Origin of the sequence: Methylococcus sp. S1M (genome assembly GCF_051295855.1) — a bacterium.
In the GTDB taxonomy this organism is placed as follows: domain Bacteria; phylum Pseudomonadota; class Gammaproteobacteria; order Methylococcales; family Methylococcaceae; genus Methylococcus; species Methylococcus capsulatus.
Window position 1 is genome coordinate 260994 of record NZ_JBPDXO010000002.1, and the last position, 17823, is coordinate 278816.

At 61.9% G+C, this 17823-nt stretch carries 15 protein-coding genes; 5 read left to right on the forward strand and 10 right to left on the reverse strand.

Features of this window, described 5'->3' with window-relative positions; all coding sequences use genetic code 11:
- Nucleotide 1: 1 nt before the first annotated feature.
- The 3 genes from ACSHWJ_RS04835 (at nucleotide 2) to ACSHWJ_RS04845 (ending at nucleotide 2900) form a co-directional block, all read left to right on the forward strand.
- Nucleotides 2-388: a RidA family protein gene (locus ACSHWJ_RS04835; protein WP_010961269.1), complete on the forward strand. Its 387-nt coding sequence runs from the start codon at nucleotides 2-4 to the stop codon at nucleotides 386-388.
- Between the two features lie 12 nt (nucleotides 389-400).
- Nucleotides 401-2476: an ATP-dependent DNA helicase RecG gene (gene recG / locus ACSHWJ_RS04840; protein WP_432539421.1), complete on the forward strand. Its 2076-nt coding sequence runs from the start codon at nucleotides 401-403 to the stop codon at nucleotides 2474-2476.
- Nucleotides 2477-2654: 178 nt separating this feature from the next.
- Nucleotides 2655-2900, forward strand: a complete 246-nt coding sequence (locus ACSHWJ_RS04845) for a YMGG-like glycine zipper-containing protein (RefSeq protein WP_228370174.1) — start codon at nucleotides 2655-2657, stop codon at nucleotides 2898-2900.
- A 28-nt stretch (nucleotides 2901-2928) separates the two neighbouring features.
- Here ACSHWJ_RS04845 and rsfS read toward each other — a convergent pair whose 3' ends face one another.
- Both rsfS and ACSHWJ_RS04855 read right to left on the reverse strand, forming a co-directional pair.
- On the reverse strand, nucleotides 2929-3237 hold the full coding sequence (gene rsfS, locus ACSHWJ_RS04850) for a ribosome silencing factor (RefSeq protein ID WP_238536911.1): 309 nt from the start codon (nucleotides 3235-3237) through the stop codon (nucleotides 2929-2931).
- Between the two features lie 294 nt (nucleotides 3238-3531).
- The gene (locus ACSHWJ_RS04855) at nucleotides 3532-5220 is read right to left on the reverse strand and encodes a lytic transglycosylase (protein ID WP_218800321.1); all 1689 of its coding nucleotides are present in this window, start codon (nucleotides 5218-5220) and stop codon (nucleotides 3532-3534) included.
- 269 nt (nucleotides 5221-5489) lie between these two features.
- Between ACSHWJ_RS04855 and ACSHWJ_RS04860 the strand changes: the two genes are divergently transcribed.
- Nucleotides 5490-6020, forward strand: a complete 531-nt coding sequence (locus ACSHWJ_RS04860; RefSeq protein ID WP_017366330.1) for a class I SAM-dependent methyltransferase — start codon at nucleotides 5490-5492, stop codon at nucleotides 6018-6020.
- 297 nt (nucleotides 6021-6317) lie between these two features.
- Here ACSHWJ_RS04860 and ACSHWJ_RS04865 read toward each other — a convergent pair whose 3' ends face one another.
- From ACSHWJ_RS04865 to rpsF, 8 genes are all read right to left on the reverse strand, one after another.
- A complete protein-coding gene (locus tag ACSHWJ_RS04865) occupies nucleotides 6318-6497 on the reverse strand; it encodes a hypothetical protein (RefSeq protein WP_010961275.1) in 180 nt (59 codons plus the stop codon).
- A 299-nt stretch (nucleotides 6498-6796) separates the two neighbouring features.
- Complete coding sequence (gene ychF, locus ACSHWJ_RS04870; RefSeq protein ID WP_432539420.1) at nucleotides 6797-7888, reverse strand: redox-regulated ATPase YchF; 1092 nt, start codon at nucleotides 7886-7888, stop codon at nucleotides 6797-6799.
- Nucleotides 7889-7900: 12 nt separating this feature from the next.
- Entirely contained in the window at nucleotides 7901-9358 is a 1458-nt protein-coding gene (locus ACSHWJ_RS04875) for a mannose-1-phosphate guanylyltransferase/mannose-6-phosphate isomerase (RefSeq protein ID WP_218800324.1), read from the reverse strand.
- A 20-nt stretch (nucleotides 9359-9378) separates the two neighbouring features.
- Nucleotides 9379-10656, reverse strand: coding sequence for a lipid IV(A) 3-deoxy-D-manno-octulosonic acid transferase (gene waaA / locus ACSHWJ_RS04880; protein WP_432539419.1), 1278 nt, complete (start codon nucleotides 10654-10656; stop codon nucleotides 9379-9381).
- A gap of 28 nt (nucleotides 10657-10684) precedes the next feature.
- Nucleotides 10685-11131: a 50S ribosomal protein L9 gene (gene rplI / locus ACSHWJ_RS04885; RefSeq protein ID WP_010961280.1), complete on the reverse strand. Its 447-nt coding sequence runs from the start codon at nucleotides 11129-11131 to the stop codon at nucleotides 10685-10687.
- 56 nt (nucleotides 11132-11187) lie between these two features.
- Complete coding sequence (locus ACSHWJ_RS04890) at nucleotides 11188-12093, reverse strand: hypothetical protein (RefSeq protein WP_017366334.1); 906 nt, start codon at nucleotides 12091-12093, stop codon at nucleotides 11188-11190.
- A 36-nt stretch (nucleotides 12094-12129) separates the two neighbouring features.
- On the reverse strand, nucleotides 12130-12360 hold the full coding sequence (gene rpsR / locus ACSHWJ_RS04895; RefSeq protein WP_010961282.1) for a 30S ribosomal protein S18: 231 nt from the start codon (nucleotides 12358-12360) through the stop codon (nucleotides 12130-12132).
- Between the two features lie 56 nt (nucleotides 12361-12416).
- Nucleotides 12417-12827, reverse strand: coding sequence for a 30S ribosomal protein S6 (gene rpsF / locus ACSHWJ_RS04900; protein ID WP_017366335.1), 411 nt, complete (start codon nucleotides 12825-12827; stop codon nucleotides 12417-12419).
- 364 nt (nucleotides 12828-13191) lie between these two features.
- Between rpsF and gltB the strand changes: the two genes are divergently transcribed.
- On the forward strand, nucleotides 13192-17820 hold the full coding sequence (gene gltB, locus ACSHWJ_RS04905; RefSeq protein ID WP_017366336.1) for a glutamate synthase large subunit: 4629 nt from the start codon (nucleotides 13192-13194) through the stop codon (nucleotides 17818-17820).
- Nucleotides 17821-17823: the final 3 nt, after the last annotated feature.

A 17823-nucleotide genomic window follows, 5' to 3' on the forward strand; every position in this document is an offset into this window, starting at 1 on the left:
CATGCCGCGCCAAGTCATTCATACCGAACATGCCCCCAAAGCCATCGGCACCTATTCCCAGGCCGTGCGGGTCGGAAACACCGTTTACCTGTCGGGCCAGATCCCACTCGATCCGGCCACCATGACGCTAGTCGACGACAACATGGAGATGCAGATCCGGCGGGTCTTCGACAACCTCAGCGCGGTCGCCGAGGCTGCCGGAGGCACGCTCGGAGACGTCGTCAAGCTCAATGTGTTCCTGACCGATCTCGGGCACTTTCCGCTGGTCAACGAAATCATGGCGAACTACTTCTCGGAACCTTACCCCGCGCGCGCCGCCATAGGCGTCGCCGCCCTCCCCCGCGGAGCCGGGGTGGAAATGGACGCGATCCTCGTGCTGCCGGACTAGCCCCAGCGAGCGATGGCGACATCGAGGAGACCGGATGGGGTCTCCCTCGACAACCTGCAGGGAGCGGGAACAAAAACCCTAAGCCGCCTCAACAAACTTGGCATCTTCAAGCTGCAGGATCTCCTGCTCCACCTGCCGATCCGCTACGAAGACCGGACCCGGCTTACGCCTCTGGGTGCACTGCAGCCCGGCCAACCCGCACTGGTGGAAGGCGGCGTGGCGTTCACCGATGTCGCCGGCACCAGCCGCCGGTCACTGATCTGCCGCATCAGTGACGGTACCGGATTCCTCGATCTGCGTTTCTTCCATTTCCGGCCGGAGCAGCTCCGGGCACTGAGCAGCCTGCGGCGGATCCGGTGTTTCGGCGAGGTACGCGTCGGCGCGCATGGGTTGGAAATGATCCACCCGCAGTACGAGGCACTGCCTGAAACCGCCCCCGCTCCCCTGGAAACGGGCCTGACGCCGGTCTACCCCACTACAGACGGACTGAGTCAGCAGAGCCTGCGACGGTTCGTAGCTCAAGCCCTGCGCCTGGCCGAACCGGAACACGAAAAATCTTTCAGACTTCCTCCGCGGCTGGCCCCCGAGCTCGACGCCCTGTCATGGTGGGATGCGGTGCGCACCCTCCACCGGCCCATGGACGACTGTCCGAAGGCGCTGGAGCGAGCCCGTCGCCGCCTGGCTTACGAGGAACTGCTGGCCCATCATTTGAGCCTGGCCCGCTTCCGGCAGGAGATCCGTCGCCGGTCGGCACCGGTGCTGAACACCGACGAAGCCATCAAAACGACTTTCCAGAGCGGACTGCCTTTTTCTCTGACCGGCGCCCAGCGGCGGGTGATCGGTGAAATCGAATCGGATTTGCGCAGCGGCCGCCCCATGCTACGGCTGCTGCAAGGCGATGTCGGCTCGGGAAAAACCATCGTCGCCGCCCATGCGGCACTGGCTGCGGCCTCCAGTGGCTGGCAGACCGCCCTCATGGCGCCCACCGAATTGCTTGCCGAACAGCATTTCCACACGTTCAGCGGCTGGCTGGAATCCTCCGGCGTCACGACGACGCTGCTGACCGGCAAGATCAAGGGCCAGGGTCGGAGGGACGCCTTGGCGGCGATAGCGAGCGGAGCCACGGCGCTAGTCATCGGCACTCACGCGTTGTTCCAGGATGCCGTCGAGTTCCACCGGCTCGGCCTTACCATCATCGACGAACAACACCGCTTCGGCGTCCATCAGCGCCTGGCTTTGCGCGATAAGGCCCACCCGCTCGCCGCGCTGCCCCACCAGCTGGTCATGACGGCGACGCCCATCCCGCGCACCCTGGCGATTCTCGGCTATGCCGATCTGGACTGCTCGGTCCTCGACGAACTCCCGCCGGGACGGACACCCGTTGTCACCCGTCTGATTCCCTCGACCCGCCGCGGTGAAATCATCGACAGGATCGCCAGCTGGATCGCCAGAGGCAGACAAGCCTATTGGGTCTGCACGCTGATCGACGAATCGGAGGCGCTGCAATGCGAAGCCGCCGCAAATACGGCTGCCAGCCTGGCCCAGGCCCTGCCCGGCCTGCGCATCCGACTGCTGCACGGACGCATGTCAGCGGCGGAAAAAGACGGCGTCATGCGGGAGTTCAAAGCCGGCGAGTCCGACATCCTGGTCGCGACGACGGTGATCGAAGTCGGCGTGGATGTGCCGAATGCCGGCCTGATGATCATCGAGAACCCCGAGCGCCTCGGACTCGCCCAGCTCCATCAGCTTCGGGGACGGGTCGGTCGAGGACCGGGCGACGCCTACTGCATCCTCCTGTACCAGCCGCCGCTGTCCGCCATCGGCCGGGAGCGGCTGAAAATCCTGAAAGACTCCTCGGACGGCTTCGCCATCGCCGAAAGAGACCTACGACTGCGGGGACCCGGCGAGTTTCTGGGCGTCCGTCAGACTGGCCTGGCCCGATTCCGGATCGCGGACCTGACCCGGGACGCCGATCTGATCGAAACGGTGAGCGCAAGCGCCGAGCGCGTGCTCGAACACCATCCCGAACTGGTCGCGCCGCTGATCGACCGTTGGGTCGGACGAGGCGTTCATTACGCCGGCGCATGACGCCATGGCTACGGACGCCTCGAGTTGATAGACTGTCACCCGTTTATCCGTCCGACCTGGTAACGAGAGGTTCGCCATGACCAGCCCCCCCGCCGTACAACCATGCCCGGATCCCCCCCGTTTCGGCCACCTCGTCTGCGCGTCGATCGTTGCGCTCGGATTGGCCAGCTGCGCCGGAATGACCCCGACCCAACAGCGCATGACGTCCGGTACACTCATCGGTGCCGGCAGCGGAGCGGTCATAGGAGCGCTGGCGGGCAATGCCGCCATGGGGGCCGGTATCGGCGCCGCCGCGGGACTCGCCGGTGGCTATCTTTATCAGAAATACAAGGAAAACCAGGCCGCGACCTATGCCGAAGGCTATCGGCAGGGTCAGGCCAGCACTCAATCGAAGAAAAAACAGAAAAAGCCGCAGCCGCAATAAAATACCGGGCGGGCGGTGCCCCACCCCGTCAGGCGGCAACGGGGAAAGTCTCAGCCCAGAGTTTCTCGAGCTGATAAAACTCCCGCACTGGCGGCTTCATCACATGCACAACCACGTCACCGAGATCCACCACCACCCACTCGCCGGCATCTTCGCCTTCCAACCCGAAAGGCTGAAGCGCGTGCGCTTTGGCACTGGCTTCGACATTCCCCGCGAGGGACCTGACATGACGATCGGAGGTTCCACTCGCGATCACGAAAAACTCGGCGATCGTCGTCTTTCCGCGCAGATCAATGATCTTCACGTCGCGCCCTTTACCTTCATCCAGCGCGGCCACGACGATTCCAAGCAACGACTCGACAGATATAGTCATCTTAAATGGGTGACTCCAGATAATTTGTGAACGGAGACAAGGGACGAAGCGCATGCCGGCAGGCCCTGTTCGGGCGAGGATGCGGATGAAACCAAGGAAATCAAGGACTGGCGAACCGAGTAGCCCGGTATGAAACGATACTGAGGACCGGAAGCGGCATGTCGCTCGACATGAGGCCGCTCGGGCGAAATTGCAAGAAACGTTGGTGAAATCAAAGGCTATTGTCGCTCCCCCGCCGCCAAGACCGGCACGCTCGAGTCAATCTTTCCCGGCCGAAACTCTGATATTCCTGCCTGCTTCGAGCTTGTTTTCCTTCACACCGTTCCATTTCCGGAGATCCGCGACACTGACGCCGAACCGCTGGGAAATGGCAAACAGGGTTTCGCCTGGTTTCACGGTATGGCGGATGGATTGGGAAGCCTTGATCCCGCCGCCATGTCGCTCGTCGAATGGTATCGATATGGCGTGCTTTTCCTTGCCACGGTCGCCCCGTTCCTCGCGAAGCGCCTCCTCCCGGGAAAGTGCAGACCCTCCCGCCACTTTCCGTCCCCCCTCCTTCCGGTTGGGATTCGCCTTGCTGGAAAGACCAAGGCGTTCATCGGGACGCCGGTTTCCTTTCAGTGACTTGTCCTCCTGCCCATGCTCCCGCCCCCAAACGTCCCGGAGACGGGAGCCATCCCGCAGATGGGCAACCACGGCCGAACCTCCCCTGCTTGGCGTCTCCACACTCTGCCAGCGTTCGCTCCGGCTCGAATCCTTCGCCGGACCGCCCCGTTCGGCAGAGCGGGATGGGACGGCATACTCCGCCCCGTAACCCGAAACCACCGGCTTTCGCACGGACCGTTCGCGCCCCGGAGCGGCGTCATCTTCTGTAGCGGTCTCGAGCGAGCCACGATGCCCGAAGCCGGTACTTCCGTCCCCCTCATCAGCGGGGGGACGGGAATCGAATTGTCCGCTCATCGCCAACCTGGCCAGCTCCTTCTTGAATTTACGCGATTTGTCCGCTGGTACAAAAAGACGGTAGGAACCTTCTATGTCGGCATGCGGATGTTTGAAGCCGGGATTCAATTCGAGCATCCGTTCCAGACTCATGTCGGCAGCATCGGCCGCCAGCGCGAGATCCAGCTGAGAACTCACTTTCACCGGCTTGAAAATGGCTTCGTTCGGAATGTAATGGAGATCGATCGCGTATTTATCGGCGTTCGCGAAAACCTTCGACACGGCCAGCAACCGCGGCACATAGGCCTTCGTCTCGTCCGGGAGATCCAACGACCAGAAGTCGGTGGGCAGATTCCGTGCCTCATTGCGCTGAATCGCCTTGGCGACCGCGCCTTCGCCGCAATTGTAAGCGGCTATCGCCAGAAGCCAGTCGCCATTGAAGTCGTTGTGGAGCTTTTTGAGGTACTTGATCGCCGCGCGCGTCGACGCATAAACATCGCGGCGCCCATCGTACGAGCGGCTCCGTTTCAGACCATAGCGCCGCCCCGTTTCGGGGATGAACTGCCATATCCCGGCGGCCCGTGCGGGAGAAACCGCGTGAGGCTGGAATGCACTTTCGACGATGGGCAACAGCGCCAGCTCACCCGGCATCTTCTGTTTCTCGAGTTGCCGAACGATGGTATATAAGAAGGGTTCAGCGCGCTTTTGCGCGCGCTTCAAATAATCGGGGTGGTTGATGAACCACGAGACCTCACGCTCCACCGAGCGGTGTTCAACCTGGGGCAAGGCATACAGCGAGAACATCCGCTCCCACAACGTGTCGTACTGGGAACCCGACGATGCCTGTTTCCCCTTTTTGGGTTTGCCGGGATTCTCGGAAGCGACCCCCAGCCGGGGCTCTGGCATCGATGGTTTGAGGTTGTTCGGCTTGCTGGCACAGCCGGGAAGAAGCAGCGCCACCAGCGACACGGTGACAAGCAATCGCGGACGGAACGGGAATCGCTTCATAAAATACTCCCTCAGTTAGGCAGCTGGCTGAGGCTAGCTACAACAGGCCGCTCAACTCTATGAGTATGAACAAAGGCTTTGCTCAACACCCTCACGAGATATTCTCAGAATGGTATCGAGACACGACGCCGGGGCAGGCACTCAAGCGATTGGAATTCCATTATTTGTCGAGTGGGCTAAAGCTTACTTTCAATCAGATTACATTACAAGTTGGCTGCCCCGGCGACATCTCACCACTGAACGGTTTCCCGCGCGGCACTTCATGCCTCATGACCAGCGGACCGAAGGAGCCCCAGCGGCCACCCGCCCGGCTCATCGCCGCACCCGACGACATCCCCTTCGACTCCCAGAGCGTCGACCTCGTCTACCTCGTCCATGTCCTGGAGTTTTCACCCGAGCCGTGTCGGATTTTGAAAGAGTGCGAGCGCATTCTCAAACCTCAAGGGGAACTTCACGTCCTCGCACTGAATCCGTGGAATCCAAAAAATCTGCCGCGTTGTGTCCCGCTCCTTCTGAAGCATGCTGAGACCAGCCTCATCACTCCATCCCGCCTGATGGCCTGGCTGAAAAACCTCAATCTGGACACTTGCCTGGTCGCCGGCTTCAGCCTCACTCCCGAATGCTGTCTGCCCAACCGTGGTTCTCTCTTGAACCGTTCGCGGGTCCGTTTGGCGACGGCCTATGCGGTTCGGGCGATCAAGCGGCGCCAGCGGCTGATTCCACTGGGATCGCCGTGGTCGTCGATTCCTGAACTGATCGGAGGCTGCGGTTCGATCGAAACCGCTTTCCACAGACTGTAAGACCGGACTTCCGGGCGCAGGATACCCCGCCAACGGCTAGTCGCAGGGAAGAATTTTCGTGATACGGGAGGAGGAGGAAGCTGTTGTGCGGGTTTTGATGCGCAGAAAAAATGAGCCTCTTGGACCGGCTGTCAAGAACTCACTCTTTCTACGCACCAAAACGAACAGTGAGCATGCGCTCTTGTCTGACTGTCCTGTCATCGCTTCGGCAAATACACCTCAGCCTCCCATTCGCAGGGCGAATGGCTCCCTCTTTGTAAGGATATATTTAGCTAAGGAAGCTACGAATCGCCTGCTTTATTTCGTCTTCTGTTTGGCGATCTGAGCGTCGACTTCCTTGGCGGCTTCTTGCGCGGCACCGCTCTGCCAGCCGCTCACTTCGTTCTCCCGGGCCTTGAACAAGACGACCAGGACGACGGTTCCAACGATCAATGCGCCAATCCACAACCAGAAGTTGTCTTTTTCTTGATTTTCCATTCTATCCTCCTATCGTTGTCGATGTTGCAGGGATTGTGCTTTCAGCCCCAGGACTGTCCGCCTCCCCATCGTATAATTGATTGTTGCACTCTGAAGCAGGACCAAACTCGGCGCACCGCTTCATTGACAGCAAGTTTACCCCTACAAAACAATGAAAAACAATAGTTGACCTGGATCAAACTTTAAAAAAATTTCCGGGCCGCCACAGCCCTTCTCCCATTGCAAACGCCCGAACCTCGGTGGCAGGGCGCCGGCTCCCTCGAAGCGATCATCCCCGACCTCGCCTCCCATGCAAGCGGTCAGACATTGAAGCGGAAATGCACGATGTCTCCGTCGCGCATGACATAATCCTTGCCTTCCAAACGCCATTTTCCGGCGTCTTTGGCCCCCTGCTCGCCCTGGCAGGCGACGAAGTCCTCGTAGGCGATCACTTCCGCGCGGATGAAACCTTTTTCGAAATCGCTATGGATGACACCCGCCGCCTGGGGCGCGGTGGCGCCCGCGGGAATGGTCCAAGCCCGGACTTCCTTGACACCCGCGGTGAAATAAGTGAACAGGTTCAGCAGACGGTATGCCGCCCGCACCACCCGGTTGAGCCCCGGCTCTTCAAAACCGATCTCCGCCAGGAAATCCGCCTTGTCTTCGTCTTCGAGCTGGGACAGTTCGGCCTCGAAAGCGGCACAGACCGGCACAACCACCGCACCCTCGTTGCGTGCGAAGGCTTCGACCTGCTCCAAGAGGGGGTTGTTGTCGAAGCCGCCTTCCTGGACGTTGGCGATGTACATCGTCGGCTTGGCGGTGAGCAGATGCAGCTCGCGCAACAGGGCCGCGTCCTCCGGAGGCAGCGGTATGGCCCGCACCGGCGTTCCCGAATTCAAACCCTTGCTGACGAGTTCCAGCACGCGTACCCGCTCGATCTCTTCCTTGTTCCCGGACTTGGCGGCCTTCTGGGCACGCTGGAGGGATTTCTCTACCGTCGCCATGTCGGCGAGGATGAGTTCCACCCCGATCACTTCGATGTCGGACAAGGGGTCAACCTTTCCGGCAACATGCACGATGTCGTCATTCTCGAAGCAGCGGACGACATGCGCGATCGCATCGGTTTCGCGGATGTGGGCGAGAAACTGGTTGCCCAGACCCTCCCCTTTTGATGCGCCGGCCACCAGTCCTGCGATGTCGACGAACTCGATGGCCGTCGGAACCACGCGCTCGGGTTTCACGATTCCCGCCAGGACCTCGAGTCTCGGGTCGGGAACGGGCACGACACCCACGTTGGGATCGATGGTGCAGAAAGGATAATTTTCGGCCGCGATGGCGGCCTTGGTGAGCGCGTTGAAAAGCGTGGACTTGCCGACGTTGGGCAGACCGACGATGCCGACGTGTAATGCCATGTGGGAATGTTCCTAGCCTTCTTTGGTACGATGATAGTGGTCCTGGAAGCGGACGATGTCGTCTTCCCCGAGGTAACTGCCTGATTGCACCTCGATGATTTCCAACGGAATGGTTCCTGGATTTTCCAGGCGATGATGGACCCCGATGGGAATGTAAGTGGACTGGTTTTCCGTCAGCAGGAATGATTCTTCGCCGCGGACGACCCGGGCGGTACCCCGCACGACGATCCAGTGCTCGGCTCGATGGTGATGCATCTGCAGCGAAAGGGCGGCGCCTGGCGTCACCGTGATCCGCTTGACCTGGTAACGCTGGCCGGTGTCGATCGACTCGTAGGTTCCCCACGGCCGGTGCACCCGGCGATGGACCTTGTGCTCGGTACGGTTCGCCGCTTCGAGATGTTCGGCGATCTGCTTGATGTCCTGAGCCTTCGACTTGTGCGCGACCAGCACCGCGTCCGCCGTGTCCACCACCAGCAAATCGTCCACGCCGATGGCCGCGAGGAACCGGCTGTCCGCATACAGCAGCGAATTCCTGGTATCGCGCGCATAGACGTCACCTTCCACGACGTTGCCGTGCTCGTCCCGCGGCTTGACTTCAGACAGCGATGCCCAGGAACCCAGATCACACCAGCCCACGTCCAGCGGTATGACGACCGCCTGGCCCGTGCCATTGAGCTTTTCCATCACGGCGTAGTCGATGGAATCGGACGGGCAACGCAGGAAATCGGTCCGGTCAACCCGGATGAAATTGCCGTCTGCGGTGGCTTTTTCATAGGCTGCGGAACAGGACTCCAGGATGTCGGGCCGATGCGAACCGATCCGCTCCAACCAGACATTGGCCCGTAGCACGAACAGCCCGCTGTTCCAGAGGTAGTCGCCGGAACTCAGATACTGCGCGGCAGTTTCGGCATCCGGTTTTTCCACGAAGGCTTCCAGTTCGAAAACCGTGCCATCCTCCAGCGATCTTCCTTTGCGAATGTAGCCGTAACCCGTCTCCGGCCGGTCCGGCACGATACCGAAGGTCCCGATCAGCCCGCGCCCAGCAACCCCCAGCGCCCGCGCCAGACCGGCACGGAAACCTTCCACGTCGGCGATGTGATGATCCGCCGGCATGACCGCCAGAATGCAGTCGCCCCCGATCCGCTCACTTACATGCAGCGCCGCGATCGTCAACGCGGGAGCCGTGTTGCGGCCGCTCGGTTCGAGGAGGATGTCGGCATTGTCGTACCCCATCTGCCGAAGCTGCTCGGCCACCAGGAAACGATGCTGTTCATTGCACACGATCAGGGGCGAGTGGATGTCGAAGCGCGACTCTGCCATCCCCCCGATACGCCCGGTGGTTTCCTGAAACAAGGTGCGTTCGCCCAACAGCGGAAGGAACTGCTTGGGATAGGCCTCGCGCGAATGCGGCCAGAGACGGGAGCCCACTCCCCCCGAGAGAATGAGCGGCTTGACCGTTACGCTACTCATGGTGCGTACCTCCGAAAAAATCAATGCGCCTGGAAAGAGTCTCCCAAATGACGGGCGAGAAGTCGCCAATGCCGCTCCGCAGCCCCCCGGTTGCGCCTTACGAAGGCAAGGGCCTGCCGCACCATGTCACCGCGCCTGCCCTCATCCGCCACCAGCCGGTCGACCGCGGCTGCCAGTTCTCCGGTATCGCGGACCCGAACGGCAGCCCCCTTCCTTTCGAGATCATCACATATCTGCTGGAAATTCCGCGTGAATGGCCCGAACACGATGGCGGTCTCCGCCAAAGCGGGCTCGACCACGTTGTGGCCGCCGATGTCGACCAGGCTCCCTCCGACGAATGCGATATCACTGGCGACATAGAAGCGCATGAGGTCCCCCAGCGTGTCGAGCAGGAAAACGTCGAACGTCCCGGCCACGCTCCCCCCCGCTTGCGTCTGCCGGGCGACACGGTGACCGGCCTCTACGGCCAGCCGCGCGACTTCTTCGAAACGCTCGGGATGACGGGGCGCGATCACCAGCAGCAGCTCGGGATGCCGGGAACGGAGGCCGGCGAAAGCCTCCAGCACCGCCTTTTCCTCCCCCCTATGCGTACTCGCTGCCAGCCAAACCGGCCGCTCCTGGAACAAGGACCGCCTGAGAGCCGCGCCGACCGCGGTGACCGAAGCGTCCGGTTCGGTATCGAATTTGAGATTGCCAGTGACGGTGACGGTCGCAGGATCCGCGCCGATGGTGACGAAACGCCGCGCGTCGGCCTCGGTCTGCGCGGCAATGTCGACGCCGGCCAGAAGGCGCCTCAGAGTACCGCGGATCCAAGCATAGCGCCGGGCCGAGCGATCCGATAAACGGGCGTTGGCGATGAGAAGCGGGACTCCGCGCTTCCGGCAGGCGGTGAACAAATTGGGCCAGATTTCCGTCTCCATGATGACGGCCGCACGGGGAGAGAAATGCCCCAGAAAACGACCGACGCCATCGGGCAAGTCATACGGCAGAAAAACGTGCTCGACCGTGTCGCCAAGCACCTTGCGCACCCGCGCCGACCCGGTCGGCGTGGTGGTCGTGACGAGAATGGAAGCCCGCGCGTGCCGCCTGAGGGCGGCGATCAATGAAAATGCGGCTTCCGCTTCGCCCACGGAAACCGCATGAATCCAGATATCCACCGGCTTGGGCGGGCCGGAATAGAATCCAAACCGCTCGGCAATCCGGTGCCGGTAAGCCGGATTCGCCCGGCTGCGCCATAACAGGCGCGCTAGCACCCAAGGGAGGGACGCGTAAAACAGGCTCGTATAAACGGACCTCACGCTCCGCCCTCTGGCGCCAGGGTTCGGATCACTCGCCGATGACTTTCAGGTTCAGCGTCGCATTGACGTCGCTATGCAAGTGCAACGTGATTTCATAGTCCCCGGCGAGCCGGATCGGGCCATGAGGCAGCCGCACTTCGTGCCGTTCCACTGGCACCCCGGCCGCAGTCACGGCTTCGGCAATATCTTTGGTGCCGACCGAGCCATACAGCTTGCCTTCCTCGCCGGCCTTTTGGGCGATCGATACGTTCAGCCGTGCCACGGCTTCGGCGCGGGCCTGTGCTGCGGCCAACTCTTCGGACGCCTTTTTCTCCAGCTCTGCCCGCCGCTGCTCGAACTCCGCCAGCTTGGCCGCCGTCGCGGCAACGGCCTTTCCTTTTGGAATGAGGAAATTACGGCCATATCCCGGACGCACCGAGACTTTGTCACCCAGGCTGCCGAGATTCGGCACCTTTTCGAGAAGAATCACATCCATCTTCCAAGACCTCGAACAAACCGATTTAAGAAATAAACTGTTTCTGCCCAGGCGTTTCAGACGCCCGCTGCACGCCTGTGGCGCCAGTCCATCCAGACATCCGTGAACCCCATGAGCGCCACGGGAAGGGCGACCTGAGGAATCACGAACAACAATAGATAGAAGCCGGCCAACCAGAACTTACCCGCAGAACGACGGGACAACAGCACATGGATCACGGCGACTCCCACCATGAGGTACAGCACGAAAAACACGAGACCGAGATTCCACAGCAATTCGGCCACGGCCGGCAACGACATGGCGCCACCAATGCAGGCCAACGCGGCATACGCAAACGCCGGTGCGGGCCGCAGCTCGACAAACTCGGCGCGGAACCCGCCGGGGTTGTAGAGCAGAGATTGCCACCACCGCGCCAACATCAGCGTCAAGAAAACGCTCAGGGCGGAACCGGCACTCACGAATCCCGTTGCATAATGGGCCGCCACACGCAGACCGAACCGCGCGCCGTCCGCGTCGAGACCGTCGGGCGCCTGATCCAGCAGCGGCTGAACCAGCCGGATGAGCTTTTCGTTCCAGAACTCCGATGGATCACCGATCAAACCGTAAACCGCCAGCACCGCCATCAACGCGGGCACGACGACGGATGCCAGGGCCCACTCGATCCGGCGGGAAATCCGCAGCACCCATGCCGCCACGGCCGTCGGAAACCAGAGCAGCAGCGCATAGATCAAGGGGGCCGCCACACTGCCCAGAACCACACCGCCAAACACGGCGACCGCCGCCGCGGACAGAGCCAGCACCGTGGCGGCGGCCGGCAAGCCCTGCCGCAGCACCACGAGCCCCAAAGCCGCGGAACTCAGCAAACCGACCAGCGGTATCATGAACGAGAGACAAACGAAGCCTGCGATGACCAACACCGCCTGCCATCGTTCCTTCATGACGAAGGCCGCGAGCCCCTTCACGAATCTTCAAGCCCTTCCGCGCAAACGGGCCCGCGCTTATTGCTCGTGCGCGTCGCAGAACGGCAGCAGCGCGAGGAAGCGCGCGCGCTTGATGGCCGTGGCCAGCTGACGCTGATACTTCGCACTGGTCCCGGTGATGCGGCTGGGAACGATCTTTCCCGTCTCCGACACATATTCCCGCAGGGTGTCCAAGTCCTTGTAATCGATTTCCTTGACGTCTTCCGCGGTGAAGCGACAGTACCTTCTACGTTTGAATTGACGAACCATCGGTGAACTCCAGAATCTGATCGGCGATAATGTTTCTTGGATCGGCCAGCAAGGCTTCAAGCCTCCGCCTCCGCCTCGCTACCCGGCTCGGCGCCGGCGGCTTCCACACTTCCCTCGTCCGCCGGCGCGCGGTCGGTCTCGGCGTCGCTGCCGGACCTCGCCAGTGCGGACGGCTCGGTCACCGCCTCGTCGCGCCTGATCGTCAGGCTGCGCAGGACCGCATCGTTGAACCGGAAACCGCTTTCCAGCTCCTCCAGGGTCGCCTGATCACACTCGATGTTCATCAACACGTAATGCGCCTTGTGCAGCTTGGCGATGGGATAGGCCAACTGACGACGGCCCCAGTCTTCCAGGCGATGGATTCGGCCTGCCGCACCCTCGATGATGGAACGATACCGTTCGATCATCGCCGGCACCTGCCCGCTCTGGTCCGGATGGACCATGAACACTATCTCGTAATGTCGCACGTTGATGCTCCTTTCGGATTGAGTCAGCTTCCCGCCACACGCGGTAAAGCAAGGAGAAGGGGTCTATGCCCCACCAAAAAACGGTGCACTATACCCCTTTCACAGCCCCTGAACAACTGTCCCTACCGCGCGGCAAACCGGGCGTGTTGCAAATACATGTTCGATTCCCTATAGTGTCCAGCCATTTTTTTGCGGGCCGACCCACGCCCCCGAATGCCATGAACCCGTCCGGCTCCATCGATCACCGAGTCCGAGCAGACCGCGGCCGTGCCGTAGCGGACGAAGTCACGTATCGGAACGGGCGGGGCGCCAATCCAGACGCGTTCGCTCGTTGACCCGGCGCGATCCTCAAGAGGTAACCCCAATGAGCCACCATACTTTGCCCCACAAGCAGGGTCTGTACGATCCACGTCACGAACACGACGCTTGCGGCGTCGGCTTCATCGCCCACATCAAGGGCAAAAAGAGCCATGACATCATTCTGCAGGGGCTGGAAATACTGAAGAATCTGACGCATCGCGGCGCGGTGGGGGCCGATCCTCTGGCAGGCGACGGCGCCGGCATCCTGCTCCAACTGCCCGATGCATTTCTGCGCAAGGAGTGCGCGAAACTCGGCATCACGCTTCCCGAAGCCGGACACTACGGGGTCGGCATGCTGTTTCTGCCGCGTGACGCACAGAAGCGGCGCAGCTGCGAGGAAATTCTGACTCAGTATGTGATCGCCGAAGGGCAGACAGTGCTCGGCTGGCGCGATGTCCCCGTGGACAACACCGGCATCGGCGAAACGGTCAAAGCCGTGGAACCTTTCATACGCCAGGTATTCATCGGCCGCGGCACCGGCTGCGCCGACCAGAATGCCTTCGAGCGCAAGCTGTTCGTCATCCGCAAGCAGGCCGAAAATGCCATCCGCGATGGTCAACTCGCCGGCGACGGGATGTTCTATCTGCCGTCGCTGTCGTCGCGCACCATCGTCTATAAAGGGATGCTGCTGGCGGACCAGGTGGGGTCCTACTACCTCGACCTCCGCGACGAGAGCCTTGTCTCCGCCCTGGCGCTGGTCCATCAGCGCTTCTCGACCAACACCTTCCCGACCTGGGATCTGGCCCACCCGTTCCGGATGATCGCCCACAACGGCGAAATCAACACCATCCGCGGCAACATCAACTGGATGGCGGCGCGCCGCCAGTCGATGAAGTCCGAACTCCTGGGGGAGGACCTGGACAAGATCTGGCCCCTGATCGCGGAAGGTCAGTCCGATTCGGCCTGCTTCGACAACGCCCTCGAGCTGCTGGTCGCCAGCGGCTATTCGTTGGTCCATGCCATGATGCTGCTGATTCCGGAGGCCTGGGCCGGCAATCCCCTGATGGATGCCAAGCGGCGGGCATTCTACGAGTATTACTCGGCGCTGATGGAACCCTGGGACGGCCCCGCCGCCGTGGCTTTCACCGACGGCCGCCAGATCGGCGCCACCCTCGACCGCAACGGCCTGCGGCCCGCCCGCTATCTGATCACCGATGACGACTATGTCATCATGGGTTCGGAAATGGGCGTCCTGAACGTCCCGCAGCACAAAATCGTCAAGAAGTGGCGACTGCAGCCGGGAAAGATGTTCCTGATCGACCTGGAGCAGGGACGCATCATCGAGGATCAGGAGATCAAGGATGAATTGGCCGGTCGCCACCCTTATCAGGAGTGGCTGGACAAGACTCAAATCAACGTCCAGAACCTGCCGACCGAAGTGGCCGCCATGGCACCGGATCATGCCACCCTGCTCGACCGTCAGCAGGCCTTCGGCTACACCCAGGAGGACATCAAGGTCTTTTTCAAGCCGATCGCCCTGAGCGGCCAGGAACCGGTCGGATCCATGGGCACAGATGCCGCCCTCGCGGTTCTGTCGGACCGGCCGCGGATGCTGTACGACTACTTCAAGCAAGGTTTCGCTCAGGTCACCAATCCGGCGATCGATCCCATCCGCGAGGAACTGGTGATGTCGCTGGTGTCCCACATCGGTCCACGTCCCAACCTGCTGGCGCTGGACAACGGCGGCAACAACAAACGGCTCGAGGTGCACCAGCCGATCCTCAGCAACGGCGACCTGGAAAAGATCCGCCGCATCGAGGCACGCACCCAGGGAGCTTTCAAGACCAAGACCCTGAGCATCTGCTTCCCGGCCGATGCCGGAGCCCCGGGCATGGAGCCGGCGCTCGAGGCGCTGTGCAAACGCGCGGAACAGGCCGTGCTGGAGGGCAACAACATCCTGATCCTGTCGGACCGGAGCATGGACGCCGGTCACATCGCCATTCCGGCACTCCTCGCCACCTCGGCGGTGCATCATCATCTGATCCGGGCCGGCCTTCGGACGCATTCGGGTTTGGTGGTGGAAACCGGGGAAGCCCGCGAAGTGCATCATTTCGCTCTCCTGGCTGGTTACGGCGCCGAGGCCGTCAACCCGTACCTCGCCTTCGATACCCTATCCGACCTGCTCGGCTCGCTGCCGGAAAAGATCAGCGAAGACGAGGCCCACAAGCGTTACATCAAGGCGATCGGCAAAGCGCTGCTCAAAATCATGTCGAAAATGGGCATCTCCACCTACCAGTCTTATTGCGGGGCGCAGATCTTCAACGCCGTCGGACTGGGCGAGAACTTGCTCGACCGTTATTTCCATGGAACCGAATGCACGACGGGCGGTATCGAGCTCAGGGAGGTTGCGGAGGAAACCGTGCGCCGTCATCGCCTGGCTTTCGGTAATGCGCCGCTCTACCGCAATGCGCTGGACGTCGGCGGCGAATACGCCTACCGGCTGCGCGGCGAGGGCCACATGTGGACCCCGGAAACCATCGCCAAGCTGCAACACGCCACCCGCGCCAACGACCCGGCGACCTACGCCGAGTATGCCCGGCTGATCAACGAGCAGAACGAGCAGCTGTTGACCCTGCGCGGCCTGATGGATTTCCGCTTCGCGGTCGAACCCGTGCCACTGGACGAAGTCGAGCCGGCCCGGGAAATCGTCAAACGCTTCGCCACCGGCGCCATGTCGTTCGGATCGATCTCGTACGAGGCCCACACCACCCTGGCGATCGCCATGAACCGGATCGGCGGCAAGTCGAATACCGGCGAAGGCGGGGAGCTGCCGGAGCGTTTCGTGCCTTTGGCGAACGGCGATTCCCTGCGATCGGCGATCAAGCAGGTCGCATCCGGCCGTTTCGGGGTCACGGCGGAGTACCTGGTCAACGCCGACGACATCCAGATCAAGATATCCCAGGGCGCCAAGCCGGGCGAAGGTGGCCAGCTGCCCGGCCACAAGGTCGATGCGGTCATCGCCAAGGTGCGTCATTCGACTCCCGGCGTTGGTCTGATCTCGCCGCCGCCACATCACGACATCTATTCGATCGAAGACCTGGCACAACTGATTCACGACCTGAAGAATGTCAATCCCGCGGCCCGCATCAGCGTCAAATTGGTGTCGGAAGTGGGTGTCGGCACGGTAGCGGCAGGCGTCGCCAAGGCCCATGCCGACCATGTCACCATTTCCGGCTACGACGGCGGCACGGGCGCCAGCCCGATCACCTCGATCAAGCACGCGGGGCTGCCTTGGGAAATCGGCCTGGCCGAGACCCACCAGACCCTGGTGCTGAACCGTCTGCGCGGACGCATCTGCGTCCAGGCCGACGGCGGCATGCGGACCGGTCGAGACGTGGTGATCGCGGCCCTGCTCGGCGCGGACGAGGTCGGTTTCGCTACCGCCCCCCTTATCGTCGAGGGCTGCATCATGATGCGCAAATGCCATCTGAACACCTGCCCGGTAGGCGTGGCGACACAGGATCCGGAGCTGCGCAAGCGTTTCACCGGCCAGCCCGAACACGTAGTGAACTATTTCTTCTTCGTCGCCGAGGAAGTACGCCAACTCATGGCCCGGCTCGGTTTCCGGCGCTACGAGGAGATGGTCGGCCGCTCCGACCTACTCGACATGCGCAAGGCCATCGACCATTGGAAAGCGTCCCGCATCGACCTCTCGAAGATTCTGTACAAACCCGAAGCCGGGCCGGGCGTCGCCATCTTCAATTGCGAAACGCAGGACCACGGGCTGGACAAGGCGCTCGACCGCAAGCTGATCGAGTTCGCCCGACATGCACTGGAAGACAAGAAGCCGGTCCACATCGACATCGACATCCGCAACTACAACCGGACCGTGGGCGCCATGCTCTCGGGCGAGATCGCCAAGCGCTATGGACACGCCGGACTGCCGGATGACACCATCCACATCAAGGCCCATGGCACCGCCGGCCAGAGCTTCGGCGCCTTCCTGGCGGCCGGCGTGACGCTGGAACTGGAAGGCGAGGCCAACGACTATGTCGGCAAGGGACTCTCCGGCGGCCGCCTGGCGATCTATCCGCCAGCCGATTGTCCGATCACGCCGGAGCAGAACATCATCGTCGGCAACACCGTCCTCTACGGCGCCATCAGCGGCGAATGTTATTTCCGCGGCGTCGCCGGTGAGCGCTTCGCAGTCCGCAATTCCGGCGCAATCGCCGTGGTGGAGGGTGTGGGCGATCACGGCTGTGAATACATGACCGGGGGCGTAGTGGTGGTACTGGGCGCGACCGGGCGCAACTTCGCGGCCGGCATGTCCGGCGGTGTCGCCTATGTCCTGGACGAATCCGGTGATTTCGAACGGCGCTGCAACCTGTCCATGGTCGAGCTCGAGCCGGTACCTGCGGAGGACGACGCGCTGGAACACTTCGAGCACCAGGGCGGGGATCTCGAGACCCACGGCATGGTCGACATCATGCGCGACATGACCCGCAACGACATGCGACGCCTGCGTTTTCTGATCGAAAAACACCTGCGCTATACCGGCAGCGGCCGTGCCCGCCTGATTCTGGACGACTGGGGTTGCTATGCTGCCAAGTTCGTCAAAGTCATGCCAGTGGACTACCGCAAAGCGCTGGAGAAGATGCAGCAAACCCGAACCGGTGCAGCCGCGCCTCACTGAGCC